The following is a 17,092-nucleotide window of genomic DNA, read 5'->3' on the forward strand; positions in this document are numbered from 1 at the left end:
TTGAAGCAGCCCGTTTTTATGTAGTAACGGCTACATATCGTTTCTGATATTCTGCATGATAATAATAAAAGGAAAATAACTTTAAGATGTTATCATACTCTTCAAAATTCATTGATTTTCTTTTTTCCATTTCCGAAGCTGTGCCCTGAAATTCTTAAATGGAGCTGCAGTGTTAATATGGATCCATTTCCAAATTGGCCATTTTGCAGGAGTGGTTGCCCATTTTCTCTGTTCCGGAAGAAATAAGGTTTCATGATCAAGATTTTCTATCCATTGGACAATCTCATCTACTTGTTTTCTCAGAAGATCTCTTTGCTGCTGCAGGCTGTAAGAACTGTATTTTTCGTAAAAAGATTCATATAACCCTTTTAAATTATTCCATTTGTATTCCGATGTGGGAGTTTTTACTTCAATACCTTTCTGCTCATCAGATTCCCATTGTAAAAGAAGACTAGTCCAGCCCAGCTGATAGGAAATATTTTGAGCAGGTGTTTTATCAACTCCCGGTTTCAGCAGATCTTTTTCTTCTTCTTTGATATCGTTGAATTCCTGATCATAAAGCAGGTAATTCTTTTTTATGGTATCAATCAGATCCGTCTTATTTTCGTATTGAATCATATTCTTATTTATTTTCTCTGTTTGCTGAATGAAGCCATCAGATAAAACAAAAACGGAAGAATAAACAGAGAACCCAGCATCAGAGCCCATCCTAAAGCTGAGATGGTTTTAGGAGGAGCTGTATGAGCCAGTAATGAAAGGTGCTGTCCGTTTCCTAATAAAATGATATCCGGATTGTGCTGATAGGTAGCGGCAACAAGGATCATCACCATCTGGAAACCTGCAAGAGCGCGTACCGGAAGCAGTTTTTGTGTATTCATAGCCCGAAGAATAAGCAATAAGGCAATGGTCGCAAAAGCAATCGCCATAATTCCCAAAGGCTTTGAAAATACCCACATCAAAAGAGGAATGTCTGAAAGATAGGCGGTTAAAAATACCAATGCCCCCGTGATGACCACAAAGATCATGGTCTGTTTGGATTTTCTGATCATCAGGAGCAGGTCTGCTTTATCCCGCGTCTCTCTTAATGAGAATATAGAAGCCAGATAAGCGCAAAGGGCTACAGTAAATAATCCCACAGAAACCCCGAACCAGTTCAGCCAGCTGAAAATATACAGATCCAGAAAACCAACGGCATCAGGATTGATAGAATGTGAAACGGTAGCTGCAGCAATCAGACCCAGAAAAAAGGGGGTCAGAAGGCTGGCATAATAAAAGATCTGGGTATATAAAACCTGCCAGTTGTCTTTCACCGCATCATAATGTCTGAATGTAAAAGCCGTTCCTCTTGCGATAATTCCTAAAAGCATTAGTACCAGAGGAATATGAAGGTAAGTAGACATCGTCGTATAAATTTCAGGAAAACCTACAAAAAGAATCACAATAGCGATGATCAGCCACATATGATTGGCTTCCCATACCGGAGCAATAGATTCATACATGATCTCTTCGGTTTTATGGCGAGCTTTTTTATGGGTAAAAAGTTCTACAATTCCGGCTCCGAAATCGGCTCCGCCTAAAATAATATAAAGACAGATAGAAAGCCAGAGAAAACCTATAACAATGTAGATCATGATTTTTTGTTTTTATCGTTAAACTGAGGATCGGTAGGATCATAAAGCTTCGGTACCATCTGGATTTGTCTTCTCAGCAGGAAAATAATAATCAGGGATAATGAAACGAAAATGGCAGTAAAGAAATAAAAAGAATACTGTATTCCCGGCATTGGAGTTACGGCATCTATTGTTCTCATCACTCCGTAAATAATCCATGGCTGGCGTCCTACTTCAGTAACTGTCCATCCTGCTTCTAAAGCAATATATCCAAAAGGAGTCGCAATCAGAAATGTTTTTAAAAGCCAGTTTTTGGTGAGCCATTCTTTCCTGAAAAAATGAGCATACAGGTAAACGGCTCCAATACATATCATGACCACCCCAAAGAAGATCATAATCTGAAAAGCATAATGGGTAACAGCAATTGGAGGCCATTCATCTCTTGGGAAATCATTCAGACCCTTCACCTCGGAGTTGAAGTCATTGCTTACCAGAAAACTCAAAACTTTAGGGATCTTTATAGCATATTTTATTTCACCTTTTTCTTCATCAGGAATACCTCCAATAACAAATGCCGCTCCTTTTTCAGTTTCAAAATGAGCTTCCATTGCAGCAAGTTTAATAGGTTGTCTTTCAGCAACAGATTTGGCGGCAACATCACCGCTTAAAGGGGCTCCGAACGCCCCTATTAATGCAAAACCGGCAGCTATTCTGAATGCTTTGGTATGAAATTCCACATTTTTCTTCTTCATAATCAGAAAAGCATGCACCCCGGCTACCGCAAATCCTGTAGCGCAAAATGCAGCAACAGTCATATGAAGTGCCTGCGGAAACCACGCATCATTGAACATTGCTTTGATTGGGTCAATATTCAGATACTGTCCGTTGATATAATCGAATCCGGAAGGAGAATTCATCCATGCATTGGCTGCAACCACCAGAATTCCGGAAGCCAAACCACTTAACCCTACAAGAAATCCGCAGAACCAGTGAAACCATTTGTTGAACTTCTCCCATCCATATAAAAAGAATCCTATCGCAATAGCTTCAATAAAAAATGCTGTTCCCTCTAAAGAAAACGGCATTCCGAATATAGGTCCGGCATGTTTCATAAATCCGGGCCAGAGAAGCCCCAGCTCAAAGGATAACATTGTTCCGGAAACGGCCCCAGTTGCAAACAGGATCGCAACACCTTTACTCCAGGCTTTAGTGAGCCCTTTATATACTTCATTATTGGTCTTAAGGTATTTCCAGTGAGCGAAAGCCATCAGAAAAGGCATGACCATTCCCACACAGGCGAAAATGATATGGAAACCTAGTGATATGGCCATCTGCGCACGGGCGGCAATAAAATCATCCATAATATCAACTTTTGAGTAAATAAATTTACGGATAAATTATTGATGATGAATATGATTTACAACAGCATGAATTTTAGAAATCGGTTTTAACTTTGGTGTTTTTTGAGAATAAAACTATATTTGCCAAAATTAAAAACACATAACCATGGAAAAAAGACTCATTCTGGCGGCAGCCTTATGCTTTTCATCTGTATTGTATTCTCAATTATCTTTAACGAAAGATGCCTCTTATGGAACGAATGGTACAATAGATTTTACCGTAAATAATAGTAACGACCTTGTATGGAACAGACATTACGTGACTTCTGACAATTATGTTGTAATCTGTCCATTAGATGCTGCTTCTAATGCCAATTTTATGACCTATGATGCCAATGGAACGCTGCTAAGTACGATAACATTGCCTGCACAGGGTGTTGCTTCTGTTTTATATGCTGATAGTAATACTGTATATCCGGTTGCTGATGGTAAATTATATAAGTATTCAATCAATGGAAGTGCTGATCCTTCATTTGGTAATGATGGAGAGTTGCTGATTGGTAGTAACTTTTCTGCGACCAACTATTCAACAGCATCTTATCTTTCTGATGGTAAAATCTTAGTGCGAAATCAGGATAGCTTTACAAGGTTTAACGCTAATGGAGCTGTTGATATCTCATATGGTAATAACGGAACCGTAAATATTACAGCAGCTTCACCATCTTCCTCTGTTCTTAATGAGGGAATCAACAGTACTTATTTTTTTGAAAACTCAGGAGGAAGGAGAAAAATTAATGTAAATACAGGAGCTCTGGATGTATCGTATGGAAACAATGGATATTCGGTATACTCCAACCAATCGGGATATGTTCCCTTTGATCCGGAAGCGGTGACTAATAATTTTGAAATTTTTACACTTCTTTTTAAGAATGGAAGCAGTTTTGATTACGCACTTTCCAAGACTAAAAATGACGGAAATATTGATAATGCTTTTGGAAACTCAGGAATTGTGAGTCTTCCTCAGACATTCAATAACAAAGTTCTTTATTATGGATTAACAATGGGAATGGATGACTACAATAACAATGTTTTTCTTCCTTTAACAGTAAGACAGCAGCAAGGAGATGATACTGATGCTAAAGTAGGATTTTCATGTTATGCAGCCGCAGGAAACCTTATTAAAATTAACGGATCTGATATTTTTGAATCTGATATCCCAGGAAATAGCAATAATATAAGCGTTGAAGTAAAAGGTAATTACTTATATCTGTTTACTCAGACTTCCGTAAGCCGATATATTATCAGCGGAGGAACATTAAATCTTAAAGAAAGGATTACAGACTATAACCAGATTCATTTTAACAATCCATTCAGTAGCGAGATTATTCTGAATTCAAAAGAAAAGATAAAACAAATAGAAATTTATGATGGAAATGGCCGTTTAATGTTGAAAGAAAAAGGACAGGATCGTATTAATACCACTCAACTGAACACAGGGATTTATCTGATTAAATTCATAACAGAATCCAATAAAATTATTTCCAGACAGGCAATAAAAAATTGATTCTTAAATGGTAATGATTTTTGTGAATTACTCTAAAAACACAAGCAGGCTCAGGTCTGCTTTTTTTATGCTGATAACAATACTTTTTTGACATTTTTTAACTTTCATACCTCGAAAAAAATCACGATATTTGTAGGTCTTTGCATTTGGCAGGATTTAATAATTTAATATGAGTCAGAAACAATATACAGCTAGTAGTATTCAGGCATTGGAAGGAATGGAGCACGTTCGTATGCGTCCTTCAATGTACATTGGTGATGTAGGGACAAGAGGTCTCCATCATTTGGTTTATGAAGTAGTAGATAACTCTATTGACGAAGCGTTGGCAGGATACTGTGATACGATCTTTGTTGCTATTAAAGAAAGAAACGGAATTGAAGTAAGCGATAACGGTAGAGGTATTCCTGTGGATTTCCACGAAAAAGAGCAGAAATCAGCTCTTGAAGTTGTAATGACAAAAATCGGGGCCGGAGGAAAGTTTGATAAAGATTCTTACAAGGTTTCAGGAGGTCTTCACGGAGTAGGGGTATCGTGTGTGAATGCACTTTCCAACGAAATGATCACTACCGTTTACAGAGACGGAAATGTTTATCAGCAGATATATTCCAAAGGAAAAGCACAAACCGAAGTTGAAGAAATAGGAAACAGTGACAAAAGAGGAACAAAACAGTTTTTCCAGCCTGATGATACTATTTTTACAGAATTAGTTTACAACTATGATACTTTAGCCAACCGTTTAAGAGAACTTTCTTACCTTAATAAAGGAATTACCATTACCCTTACCGATGAAAGAGAAACTTTGGAAGACGGTTCTTTCAGATCAGAGATTTTTCATTCTGAAGGTGGTTTAAAAGAGTTTGTAGCCTACATCGACGGAAACAGAGAGTCAATCATGGAGAATGTAATCTTCATGGAAGGCGAAAGAGATGATATTCCGGTAGAAGTAGCGATGCGTTACAACACTTCTTTCAATGAGAACCTGCATTCTTACGTGAACAATATCAACACTCATGAAGGAGGAACTCACCTGGCAGGTTTCAGACGTGCTTTGACGAGGACCCTTAAAAAATATGCTGATGATCTGGGAATTCCACAGAAAGAAAAAGTAGACATTACCGGAGATGACTTCCGTGAAGGTTTAACAGCAGTAGTTTCTGTAAAAGTAATGGAACCTCAGTTTGAGGGACAGACCAAAACTAAACTTGGAAACTCTGAAGTTTCAGGAGCGGTAGATAAGATTGTTGGAGAAATGTTGACCAACTTCCTTGAAGAAAATCCTAATGAAGCAAAATTAATCGTACAGAAGGTTGTTTTGGCTGCAAAAGCAAGACAGGCTGCGAAAAAAGCCCGTGAAATGGTTCAGAGAAAATCTCCGATGGGAGGTTCCGGACTTCCGGGAAAACTTTCTGACTGTTCATCCAAAGACCCGGCTGAATCTGAACTATTCTTAGTAGAGGGAGATTCCGCAGGTGGAACTGCAAAACAAGGAAGAGACCGACATTTTCAGGCGATCCTGCCTTTGAGAGGTAAGATCCTGAATGTAGAAAAATCTATGCTTCATAAAGTATATGATAACGAAGAAATCAAAAATATTTATACCGCGCTTGGCGTTTCTGTAGGAACAGAAGAAGACAGCAAAGCATTGAATATGGTTAAATTGAGATACCACAAAATTGTCATCATGACCGATGCCGATATCGATGGATCTCACATCTCTACCCTGATTCTTACGTTCTTCTTCAGATACATGAAAGAGCTTATTGAAAACGGATATATTTATATTGCCCAGCCGCCTTTATATCTATTGAAGAAAGGAAACAAGAAAATATATGCTTACAACGAAAAAGAGCGTGAAGAATTTACTTTGGAGATGTCTCCGGATGGAAAAGGAGTAGAAGTACAGCGTTACAAGGGGCTTGGAGAAATGAATCCTGAACAGCTTTGGGAAACAACCCTGAACCCTGAACACAGAATCTTAAAGCAGGTAACCATTGATAATGCAGTAGAAGCAGACAGTATTTTCTCTATGCTGATGGGGGATGAAGTTCCACCAAGAAGAGAATTTATTGAGAAAAATGCAAAATATGCTAAGATTGACGCGTAATCGTTGAAAAATATAAATTAAAAAGGCTTCAGAAATGAAGTCTTTTTTTTATAAATATTATTCCCGATTAAAATAAAAAAATTAACAGTTATTAAGAATTTACTATTTTTGCACAATTTTAATAACTATGATGAAATTTTTGATCTTGGGGGCATTATCCACAGCCTCAATATATTTCGCCCAGACCTATCCGGTTTCTGCAATCCCCGAAAATTTAAAGAAGAATGCCGATGTTGTCATCAGAAAGGATTTCACAACCATTCAGATCAATAAAATTGATGAAATACAGTATACCAACAATACTGTAACAACTGTTCTGAACAAAGAAGGAGATTCCAAAGCTACAGCATATATTCCCTATAAAAAAGGAGATAATATTTCCGAAGTAAAAGTTACAGTGTATGACGAGAGTGGAAAGAAAGTAAAAAGCTTTTCAAAATCTGATTTCGGAGATTTTGCAAATAACGGACAGGGAGTATTTTATTCAGACAGCAGAGTTTTAGTTTTGTCGTATACTCCGGCTCAATATCCGTATACGATTGATTTCTCTTATAAGACTGAATTAGAGAATACTATTTTTATTCCTGATTTTATGCCATTTTCTTCAACCAATACCTCTTTGGAAGAGAGCCAGTTTAAAATCATCAATAAATCAGGCATTGAGCTGAGAACTAAAACCTATCCGTCAAAATATGACTATACATCCGTTTCATATAATGATAATGGAAGTGAAAAGATTTACTCCTATAAAAATGTTCCGGCTATCGATAATGTGCCGATGTTGCCCCAGCCTGTGAAAATTTTACCCAAAGTAAGTTTTGCGCTTTCTAAATTCAATCTAGAGGGAAAACAGGGAACTTTAAATAACTGGACCGATTTCGGAACCTGGTATTATAATAATCTTGTTGAACCGGTTTCTATAGCTACTCCTGCCATTAAAGCTGAGGTTGAAGCTTTGAAGCTGACAGGTTCTACTGAGGAAAAAGTGAAGAAGCTTTTCCAGCATATGCAATCGAAAACCCGCTATATATTTGTAGGACTTGGGATTGGCGGATGGCTTCCGATGCTTCCTGATGAAGTTCAGAAGAAAGGTTATGGAGACTGTAAAGGCCTTACCAATTATATGAAAACCTTGCTGAATGAGGCAGGAATTCCTTCCAATTATTGTGTAATTAACTCTGGTTCGTCACAGATCTCCTTCGATCCTGATTTCCCTGCAATGGGAGGAAATCATGCTATTCTTATGGTTCCGACTGAAAAAGGAAATATCTGGCTTGAAAATACCTCCCAGCAGATTGCTTTCAACCATTTGAGTTATAGCACAACAGATAGAAATGTTCTGGCCGTAACAAAAAAAGGAATAGAACTCATCAATACTCCTTCCTATACAGCCGAGCAGAATACTGAAAAACAGAAAATTAAAATCAGTCTTAACGAAGATAATAGTATTAATGGTGAGGCTCAATTCGCTTACACCGGAAGTCAGTATGACTTTAACCTGTCCTACGCCTATCGGTCCCCGAAGGAGAAAATAGAAACCGTGAAAGACAGATTTGATGTCTTAAATTTTGAAAAAGTTGAGGTGAAAAATTTTGTCAATGATAAAGATAATGCCTCTATCAAGTTTGATTTAGATTTTAAAGCAGGAAATTATTCTAAAAATGTAGGAAGCGGATTGATTTTCAGAGCGGTACCTATTTTCAGCAATTACAACTACAAAGCCGATGAAAAAAGAGAGCTTCCGTTTGAAGTAGGACAGTCCTATGAAGATCAATATGAGATCAGCTTTGCTATTCCAAAAAACTATAAAGTAGATGAGATTCCTGATACTGTACAGATTAATTCTGAATTTGGAACTTATAAATTGAATATTGACAAAAGTGATAATGAAGTAAAAGTCACCAGACTTATTAAAATGAACAAAGGCTTATTCCCGAAGGAAAAGTATAATGAGTATATGAACTTTAGAAAGAAAATCGTCAACGGAGACAATTCAAAAATTTTAGTAACAAAAATATAAAACATACCCATGAAGAAAGTCTTATTATTGGCCTTTTGCTATTGCAATTTGGCATTAGTCAGCGCTCAGAAACGCCAATTCCTGGATCCTCCTAAATTTAACAATGAGGACCTGAGTAAAACAAAATCTGCTTTGGATGAGAATGCTCCGGCTGAAATTTTATACAGATCAGTTCATTATTATATTGACGGAACTAAAGGAGAATTCCACAAAAATGTGGTCTGTAGAGTGAAAATCTATGATAAAGATAAGGCCGAGGACTGGCTTAACCTTGAAATACCATTGTATCAAAACTCTAGTGCCAGAGAAACCCTGAATAAAATAAAAGCCTTTACCTATAACCTTGAAAATGGCAATCCCGTTTCTATCAAAGTGGATAAAAGCTCAAAGTATAAAAGTAAAGAAAGTAAATATACCACTGTCACAAAATTTGCATTTCCTAATGTGAAGAACGGTTCTATAATAGAATATCAGTATGAGGTTTTATCGCCTTTCTTGTATTCAATACCACAAACCTTGATAGAAAGCGATACTCCTTCACTATATACAGAATATGTCTTGGACAGCCCGGTCAATATTTCATATAATGTGAATTATACAGGATCTTTAATGCCAAAATACAGAATGGTTGAAGATAAACTGATGAATGGTATGGAGTATAAGACTTACAGATTAGGTTTTGAAAACTTAAAAGGGTTTAAAACGGAGAAGTTTGTGAAGAATGACAGGAATTACCGTACTAAAATAAGCGCAGAACTTCATTCTACCAATATCGGACAGTTGAAATTATACTCCTCATCCTGGGAAGAAATTAAAGAAAAGCTCTATAGTGACGATGATTTTGGTGGAGAATTAAAAAAGACAAGATTGGCAAAAGAAAATATGCCCGCTCATATTGCCGGATTAAAAACAGATGAAGAAAAAGCAAATGCGATTTTCGATTATGTAAAAAATACCTTTACCTGGAATAATGACAGAGGAATTTATACAGAGGAGGGATTGAAAAAATTAATAGAGACCAAAACAGGAAATGCAGCCGAAATCAATCTGTTCCTGGTGATGATGCTTAGGGAAGCAGGTATTAAAGCAGATCCGCTTCTTATTTCTACAGTAGATAACGGGTTGATTAACCTGGCATCTCCAAGTCTTATGAGTGTCAACTTTGTGCTGGCTGCAGTAAGCAATAAAGAAGGTTATAACCTGTATGATGCTACGTCAAAGCAGTCTTCAATGAATAATCTTCCTCCCAGAGACTGGAATGAGTACGGAATTTTGATGGCAAAAGATAAAGCACGGCAGATGCAGGTGTCAAATGCTACAGCGAGTCTCAATTATCTTATGGCTAATGCCAAGATTAATGATGATGGCAGTATTTCAGGAACTTATACTGATAAAGATACCGGAACTTATGGAATGTTTGCTAAGGAAAGTTATGATGAAAATGCTGAAAAATATAAAAAGCAGTACAAAGAAAATTTCTCAATAGATTTTACAGATATCAACTGTAAAGTTTTGGATAAGGGAGAATTTGAAAGCACGATGAAATTCACCTCTGAGAACCTGATAGACAAAATAGGAAAAAAAATGATCATCAATCCTATGCTTTTCCTGGGAAAAACTTCCAATGAATTTGATCAGACAGAAGCAAGAAAATATCCTATTGATTTAATATCTGCTTTTGCCAAAATAAAAAAAATCACTTTGGAAATTCCGGAAGGGTATACTATTGAAGAAATGCCTAAGAGCAAAAAGATTGTTACAGATGATAAAGAAATAGAGTATAGCTATACTGCCGATTTGAAAGGGAATAAGCTGGAGGTGACTTCAGTCATCAAAATTGCAAGCCCGGATTATCCTAAAGAATATTATCCTGCATTTAAACAAATCTGGAACACTGCTTCAAAAAGTGAAAATCAGGTGATCAGCCTGATTAAAAAATCTTAGTATTCAGATCTGAAATAAAAAAAATAGAGACTTTTTCAAAACCATTCATCTTTTTGAATGGTTTTTGCATTCCTATCGGAAATTGGAGTTATGAAAAAAAGTATTGCTGTTCTGGCTGTTTTGTCTTTGTTGGCCTTTTCTGCGTGTAAAAAAGAAGAAAAAGGAGAAATTCCGGCAGATAAAACAGAAAGCCTGAAACCTGTAAGTTTAAAAATTGATTCAGTGAGTGTATCTGATTCTGTAAAGATCAGTGATTCCCTATCAGTAGCGTTCTCTTCTAAGTTCCTTGTTTTCCCGGAACTGAAGGAGAAAACGCTTTTAGATAGTATTTATTTTGATCATAAAGGAATCAGAGATTTCTCTAAACAAGGACTGGAACTATATCTGAACAACGAAAAAAATAACTATTTCAATTCTGTGAAAAAAGAAAGTAAAGATGTGCTTTCGGATATTTCTTCTGCCCAAAACTGGTATTCCGAATCCCGGATGAACTTGGTTTCTAACATGAATGATTACATGCATATTAAATATGCCCAAAGTTCATATACAGGCGGAGCTCATGATAACTATGGTTTTTCAGAGAGGGTTTTTGACCTTAAAAAAAATAAAAGGCTTATGCTTAAAGAGATCACTTCTATGCCTAAAGCCAAGCTGGAAGCTATTCTGATGAAGAATGTCAATACAATCCCTAATGGAGCTACAGACGAAAAAGGAGAAGTTAAAAACTCTGAAATGCTATTAGTGGAAGCCATTCCTGTAACAGATAATTTCTATTTTGACCAGAAAAACCTGTATTTTCATTACAGCCCTTATGAAATTGCCGCTTTTGCAGCAGGAGATATCATCATTCCTGTTTCCTGGAACGAGCTGGTGGGTACCCTGAATTCTGAATTCAAAGAAAGAATGAAAATAAAATAAATAAAATGCTTCCCGATCAGGAAGCATTTTCTATTTTTGCGGTAATGGAAAAAGCAGCGTTTATCATCAACCCCTTTTCGGCTAAAAAAAATTATCAGCCGTTTCTTAATGAACTTAAAAAAAAGGTCGATAATCCCTTGTACTATGTCTCTGAGTCTATTCCGGGGACAGATGATTTCATCAGAACCCACTTTGATGAGGTGGATATATTTGTAGCGATCGGAGGGGACGGAACTATTTCTACCGTTGCCAAAAACCTGATCAATACAGAAAAGATTCTGGCTATTTTTCCAGCCGGATCAGGAAATGGCTTTTCCAATGAAACCCGGTTTAACAAAAATCTGGATGAACTTTTAGAAAAAATCAAAGCCGGAAAATCCAGAAAGATTGATACCTTTATGGTCAATGAAAGGCTTTCAATCAATGTTTCAGGAACAGGTTTTGACGGTAAAGTAGTCAAAGAGTTTGAAAAAACAAGCCGCGGTTTTAAAAATTACATTAAAGTTTCCCTTAAAACTTTCTTTAACTATAAACCAATCAAGGTTAAGTTTTTTGATGAAGAATACCAGAAATATAACGGAAAATACCTGATGCTGAATATTGCCAACACCCGCCAGTTCGGAAACAATGCCTATATTGCCCCGAATGCAAGTAAAAGTGACGGACTTGTTGATATGGTTTTGGTGAAAAAATTTCCGCTTACTTATTCCGCTCTTTTTGCCTTCAGAATGTTTACTAAACGACTGAAAGATGATGAATATGTAACCTATCTTCCCGTTTCTGAAATATCATTTAAGGTAAATACCAAAAACTGGCATCTCGATGGAGAATTCAACAAAATAAAATCCCCTGTCCATGTAAAAGTGCTGCCTGCCAGCCTGAATATCCTGGTTTAATCCTTTGCTTAAAAAATAGTGATAAATTAAGATCCCATCAAATTTCCAGCTTTTTCTCAATCTCAGCCGGATGCTTCAGGCAGTATTGCAGCTGTTTTTTATCCAGTTGTTTCTCCCAGTTGGCAACCACTACGGTAGCAACAGAATTTCCGATGACATTGGTCAGGGCTCTGCATTCGCTCATAAACTTATCAATTCCCAGAATCAGGGTCATTCCCGCAATCGGGATTTCAGGAACAACAGCAAGGGTAGCTGCTAAAGTAACAAATCCCGCTCCTGTAACACCTGCAGCTCCTTTCGAACTCAACATGGCTACCAGAAGTAGCATCAGCTGTTTTTCAATCGGAAGATCAATATTCAGAGCCTGTGCGATGAATAAAGATGCAAGTGTCATATAAATATTGGTCCCATCCAGATTAAAAGAATAACCGGTTGGAACTACCAGTCCTACAATGGCTCTGGAACAGCCTGCTTTCTCAAGCTTTTCCATAATACCCGGAAGTGCGGATTCAGAAGAGCTGGTTCCTAAAACAAGAAGAAGCTCCTCTTTCAGATAGAACATTAGTTTGAAAATATTGAATCCGTTATACCATGCAACGGCTCCTAAGACCAAAACAACAAACAGAAAAGAAGTAATATAAAATGTAGCGACCAGGAATATCAGATTCAAAACAGAATGAAGGCCGTATTTTCCAATCGTAAATGCCATGGCACCGAAAGCCCCGATGGGAGCCAGTTTCATCAGCATATGAACGATCTTAAAGACCGGTGTTGAAAGATCCTGAAGAAAATCTGTCACTTTCTGGCTTTTTTCCTTTGTTAAAACAAGTGCTACTCCCATTAATATAGCTACTAAAAGTACCTGAAGAATATTTTCACCTACCAGAGGACTGAAAAGCGTTTCAGGAATAATATTCATAATGAATCCTGTAAAAGTAGATTCATGAGCTTTCTGTTGATATTGAGAAACATCTCCTGAAAGAGAAGAAGGATCGATATTTAATCCGTGTCCCGGCTGAAGAAGGTTTCCTACAATCAATCCGATAATCAAGGCTAGAGTGGAAAATGTAAAGAAATAAATCATGGCCTTTACGGCAATCCTTCCAACTTTTTTAAGGTCAGTCATATGAGCAATTCCCAGGGTAAGGGTTATGAAAATCACCGGTGCGATAATCATTTTGACAAGTTTAATGAATCCGTCGCCCAGAGGTTTCATTTTTTCACCCAGTTCAGGATAATAATTTCCTAGAAGAATACCCGCTGCGATAGCGATAATCACCTGGAAGTAAAGCTGTTGATGGAATTTTTTCGCTTTCAAAGATTGGCTTGTTTTCAAAGCACGAAAATTAAGAATTTTTATCTTAAAACATGACGAAAGTCATTAATAATTGCAGGTCTTAGCCTAAACCAACAAATAAAAATACAGGATAATGGTTAACCAGAAAGATTTTTATGCCTTTAACGGATGATTTCAGTCTTGAATTTTGTATACTTTTTTTGACTACGTAGAATCTTCGATTTTCAAGAAAAAGTATAATGGGAAGAAACAATAATTTTTAAATTTCTGCTAACTCTTTTTTGTCTGTCCCCAGATCGCGGAAACTTTAATCTTTCAAATAAAATGTGAACAAAAAATATCCCGGATCATACTACCCGGGATATTTTTATAAAATTATATTCAGATACTGGTTATTCAACAGCAACAGAGTCATCACCACGGCCATCTGCCACAGCATGAATATTTCCGTTGTCATCAAGGACAATCATTTCTGTTTTTCCGATTTGCTTTACCTTTTCAATCACATAGTTCTTACTTTGCAGTTCAGCAATGGTACTTTCGGGGAAATTATTTTCCACTTTTATCGTTTCCGGAAGCCATTGATGATGAAATTTAGGAGCATTGACAGAGATATTGGCATTGAGTTTAAAATCAACGACGTTGACAATTGATTGGTACACAGAGGTAGGGATTGTTGTTCCTCCCGGAGTTCCTACAACCATATAAGGTTTCCCGTTTTTCAGAAGAATGGTTGGAGTCATGGAAGAAAGCATCCTTTTATTGGGTTGAATTGAATTAGCTTCTCCGCCTACTGCTCCGAACATATTCGGTACGCCGGGTTTGATGGAGAAATCGTCCATTTCATTATTTAAGAAAAATCCTGCTCCCGAAACTACGACTTTGCTTCCGTAATAACCGTTAAGTGTTGTGGTTACAGAAGCTGCATTTCCGTCTTTATCCAGAACAGAAATATGGGTAGTCTGGGTAGATTCTTTCGGCTGAGGAATAATTTTTCCAACTTCAGAACTCGGAGTTGCTTTGTTGAAACTGAAACTTTTCCATCGGCTTTTTAAATAATTATCAGAGATCAGATAGGCAGTCTTATCCTGGATAAAGTCTGGATCACCCATGTATTCTGCGCGGTCTGCAAAAGCTCTTCTTTCTGCTTCAGTCATGATCTGAACTGCTTTTGTAGAGTTCTGCTGGTATTTTTCAAGGTTTTCAAAGCTGGCCATTCTGAGCATTTGAGCGAGAAGAACACCCCCGCTTGAAGGCAAAGGCATGGAAACCACATTATTGCCTTTATAATCAAATTCTAAAGCTTTTCTTTCTGCAACTTTATAGTTTTTAAGATCTTCCAGCGTAATAATTCCGTTGCCTCTTTTCATTTCAGCAACCAGAAGTTCAGCGGTTTTTCCTTCATAGAAACCTTTAGCTCCCTGCTTCTGGATTAGTTTCAAGGTTTCGGCAAGTTCTTTCTGAATCAGAAGATCGCCTGCTTTCCATGGATTGTCTTTTATAAAAACGATGGAAGATGTATTGTGTTTTTTGAAATATTCCCTGTTGTTATTGAGCATATCGGCTTCCTGCTCCGTGATGGCAAACCCCTGTTCCGCCAGATCAATGGCTGGCTGGATGATCTTTTCCATGGGCAGTTTGCAATGTTTTAAAGTAGCGAAAAAGCCGGCAACGCTTCCCGGAATGCCTACTGCCAGTCTTCCGTTTTGAGAAAGATCCGTATCTGCTTTTCCTTTTTTATCGATGTACATGTCTCTGGAAGCCTTTTTTGGGGCAGTTTCCCTATAATCCAAAGTAAATTTCTCCCCATTGTTTTTCACCCCGACTAAAAATCCGCCTCCGCCGATATTTCCGGCCTGGGGATATACAACGGCTAAAGCGTATTGTGCAGCTACAACAGCATCATAGGCATTTCCACCCATTTTAAGAACTTTTGCGCCTGCTTCACTGGCTAGAGGATGGGCAGATACTACAACACCTTTGTTCTTTACTTTTACCTCTTTTACAATGCTGATATCAGTGAACTGGGCCCAGTACAATTGACCGGCCAGCAATACCGCAGCAATAAAAAACTTCTTCATAGGATTTTCTTTATAACAAAAGTAGATATTTTTTCAATGTAAAGAGCGGCCTTTTAAACCTATGAGGTATTCCGGATTGACAGGTGTGGTAAACAAAAGAGATGTGAAACCTGATCTTATTGATGATTTTTTACTGAAAGTTAATTATGAGTGGTTTCCCGGAAATCTGAATTCTTATGATGATTTTTTTCAATAGCTGTTATAGAGCCCGTTTTTAAAGTCACCTTTTTTATTATGATAAGCATGATTTTTTTACTTTTGTACAATTCTAAAAAAATCTGAAAAATGGAATCCTATACGGAAAGAATACTGATCACGGGAGCCTTGGGACAAATAGGCACCGAACTTACCAACAGACTTGTTGAAATTCACGGAGCAGACAATGTGGTTGCTTCAGGACTGGACAGATGGCAGGAAGGAATTACTTCTGCGGCTCATTACGAGAGAATGGATGTTACCAATACCCAGTTAGTAAGACAGGTTATTAAAGATTATGATATCACAACAGTGTATCACCTGGCTTCGCTTTTATCCGGGACCTCTGAAAAGCAGCCTATTTTTGCATGGAAACTAAATCTGGAACCTCTTCTTCACTTTTGTGAAATGGCGAAAGAAGGACTTATTAAAAAGATCTTCTGGCCAAGTTCAATCGCTGTGTTCGGAAAAGGAATTCCAAAGCATGATGTAGGGCAGGATGTTGTTCTTAATCCGACTACCGTGTACGGAATCTCTAAAATGGCAGGAGAGAAGTGGTGCGAATACTATTTCGATAAGCATGGAGTAGATGTAAGAAGTATCAGGTATCCGGGATTGATTTCATGGAAAACTCCTGCTGGGGGAGGAACCACGGATTATGCTGTGGAGATTTTTTACAAAGCCATAGAAGATGGAAATTATACAAGTTTCATTTCTGAGAATACAGGAATGCCAATGTTGTATATGGATGATGCCATCAATGCAACCCTGAAATTAATGGAAGCCCCGAAAGAAAGTTTAACCGTTCGTTCATCATACAACCTGGGAGGAATGTCATTTACTCCGAAAGAACTGGCGGAGGAAATCCAAAAAGAAATACCGGAATTTACGATCGATTACAACCCGGATTTCAGACAGGCAATTGCAGATTCATGGCCGGCTTCCATCGATGATTCTGTGGCTAAAAAAGACTGGGGATTAACCTACGATTTCGGAATTTCTGAGATGACGAAGGACATGATTAAAAATCTTAAAGTAAAATTAGCTAAGAATTAATTGCTTAAAGTTAAAGTTTAATTAAAAACTTATTTAACATCTGATTTTTAATTAATTATAAAATCTA

The 17,092-nt window shown here is 37.3% G+C and carries 12 protein-coding genes; 7 read left to right on the forward strand and 5 right to left on the reverse strand.

The window, feature by feature from the left end; all coding sequences use genetic code 11:
- Positions 1 to 108 precede the first annotated feature (108 nt).
- From FW768_RS23035 to FW768_RS23045, 3 genes are read right to left on the reverse strand one after another with little or no spacing between them, the layout of a single operon-like run.
- Complete coding sequence (locus FW768_RS23035; protein WP_153399623.1) at positions 109 to 618, reverse strand: ClbS/DfsB family four-helix bundle protein; 510 nt, start codon at positions 616 to 618, stop codon at positions 109 to 111.
- A gap of 8 nt (positions 619 to 626) precedes the next feature.
- Positions 627 to 1,631 (reverse strand): cytochrome d ubiquinol oxidase subunit II, encoded by a 1,005-nt coding sequence (locus tag FW768_RS23040; protein WP_153399625.1) that lies wholly within the window; start codon positions 1,629 to 1,631, stop codon positions 627 to 629.
- A complete protein-coding gene (locus FW768_RS23045) occupies positions 1,628 to 2,971 on the reverse strand; it encodes a cytochrome ubiquinol oxidase subunit I (protein ID WP_153399626.1) in 1,344 nt (447 codons plus the stop codon). The genes FW768_RS23040 and FW768_RS23045 overlap by 4 nt, the downstream gene beginning before the upstream one ends.
- A 145-nt stretch (positions 2,972 to 3,116) precedes the next feature.
- Here FW768_RS23045 and FW768_RS23050 point away from each other — a divergent pair, with 145 nt between their 5' ends.
- From FW768_RS23050 to FW768_RS23075, 6 genes are all read left to right on the forward strand, one after another.
- Positions 3,117 to 4,514 (forward strand): T9SS type A sorting domain-containing protein, encoded by a 1,398-nt coding sequence (locus FW768_RS23050; RefSeq protein ID WP_153399627.1) that lies wholly within the window; start codon positions 3,117 to 3,119, stop codon positions 4,512 to 4,514.
- Between the two features lie 169 nt (positions 4,515 to 4,683).
- A complete protein-coding gene (gene gyrB, locus FW768_RS23055) occupies positions 4,684 to 6,618 on the forward strand; it encodes a DNA topoisomerase (ATP-hydrolyzing) subunit B (protein ID WP_153399628.1) in 1,935 nt (644 codons plus the stop codon).
- A 127-nt stretch (positions 6,619 to 6,745) separates the two neighbouring features.
- Entirely contained in the window at positions 6,746 to 8,638 is a 1,893-nt protein-coding gene (locus FW768_RS23060; RefSeq protein WP_153399629.1) for a DUF3857 domain-containing protein, read from the forward strand.
- Between the two features lie 9 nt (positions 8,639 to 8,647).
- Complete coding sequence (locus FW768_RS23065) at positions 8,648 to 10,582, forward strand: DUF3857 domain-containing protein (protein ID WP_153399630.1); 1,935 nt, start codon at positions 8,648 to 8,650, stop codon at positions 10,580 to 10,582.
- A 90-nt stretch (positions 10,583 to 10,672) separates the two neighbouring features.
- A complete protein-coding gene (locus FW768_RS23070) occupies positions 10,673 to 11,500 on the forward strand; it encodes an RsiV family protein (protein WP_153399631.1) in 828 nt (275 codons plus the stop codon).
- A 5-nt stretch (positions 11,501 to 11,505) separates the two neighbouring features.
- Entirely contained in the window at positions 11,506 to 12,396 is an 891-nt protein-coding gene (locus FW768_RS23075) for a diacylglycerol/lipid kinase family protein (RefSeq protein ID WP_394349969.1), read from the forward strand.
- Between the two features lie 37 nt (positions 12,397 to 12,433).
- Here the strand turns inward: FW768_RS23075 and FW768_RS23080 are convergent, their stop codons facing one another.
- Both FW768_RS23080 and ggt read right to left on the reverse strand, forming a co-directional pair.
- Positions 12,434 to 13,714, reverse strand: a complete 1,281-nt coding sequence (locus tag FW768_RS23080) for a dicarboxylate/amino acid:cation symporter (protein WP_153399632.1) — start codon at positions 13,712 to 13,714, stop codon at positions 12,434 to 12,436.
- Between the two features lie 371 nt (positions 13,715 to 14,085).
- Positions 14,086 to 15,774 carry a gamma-glutamyltransferase gene (ggt, locus tag FW768_RS23085; protein ID WP_153399633.1) on the reverse strand — a complete coding sequence of 563 codons (1,689 nt, stop codon included), beginning with the start codon at positions 15,772 to 15,774 and terminating at the stop codon, positions 14,086 to 14,088.
- 285 nt (positions 15,775 to 16,059) lie between these two features.
- On the opposite strand from ggt, the gene FW768_RS23090 reads away from it, so the two are divergent.
- Positions 16,060 to 17,025, forward strand: a complete 966-nt coding sequence (locus FW768_RS23090; protein ID WP_153399635.1) for an NAD-dependent epimerase/dehydratase family protein — start codon at positions 16,060 to 16,062, stop codon at positions 17,023 to 17,025.
- Positions 17,026 to 17,092 lie beyond the last annotated feature (67 nt).

Origin of the sequence: Chryseobacterium vaccae (assembly GCF_009602705.1) — a bacterium.
Classification (GTDB): domain Bacteria; phylum Bacteroidota; class Bacteroidia; order Flavobacteriales; family Weeksellaceae; genus Chryseobacterium; species Chryseobacterium vaccae.

Coding starts and splice junctions, on each gene's coding strand:
- FW768_RS23065 (WP_153399630.1), top strand. CDS start 8,648: ATGAAGAAAGTCTTATTATTGGCCTTTTGCTATTGCAATTTGGCATTA.
- ggt (WP_153399633.1), bottom strand. CDS start 15,774: ATGAAGAAGTTTTTTATTGCTGCGGTATTGCTGGCCGGTCAATTGTAC.
- FW768_RS23070 (WP_153399631.1), top strand. CDS start 10,673: ATGAAAAAAAGTATTGCTGTTCTGGCTGTTTTGTCTTTGTTGGCCTTT.
- FW768_RS23045 (WP_153399626.1), bottom strand. CDS start 2,971: ATGGATGATTTTATTGCCGCCCGTGCGCAGATGGCCATATCACTAGGT.
- FW768_RS23050 (WP_153399627.1), top strand. CDS start 3,117: ATGGAAAAAAGACTCATTCTGGCGGCAGCCTTATGCTTTTCATCTGTA.
- FW768_RS23075 (WP_394349969.1), top strand. CDS start 11,506: ATGCTTCCCGATCAGGAAGCATTTTCTATTTTTGCGGTAATGGAAAAA.
- FW768_RS23060 (WP_153399629.1), top strand. CDS start 6,746: ATGATGAAATTTTTGATCTTGGGGGCATTATCCACAGCCTCAATATAT.
- FW768_RS23035 (WP_153399623.1), bottom strand. CDS start 618: ATGATTCAATACGAAAATAAGACGGATCTGATTGATACCATAAAAAAG.
- FW768_RS23040 (WP_153399625.1), bottom strand. CDS start 1,631: ATGATCTACATTGTTATAGGTTTTCTCTGGCTTTCTATCTGTCTTTAT.
- gyrB (WP_153399628.1), top strand. CDS start 4,684: ATGAGTCAGAAACAATATACAGCTAGTAGTATTCAGGCATTGGAAGGA.
- FW768_RS23090 (WP_153399635.1), top strand. CDS start 16,060: ATGGAATCCTATACGGAAAGAATACTGATCACGGGAGCCTTGGGACAA.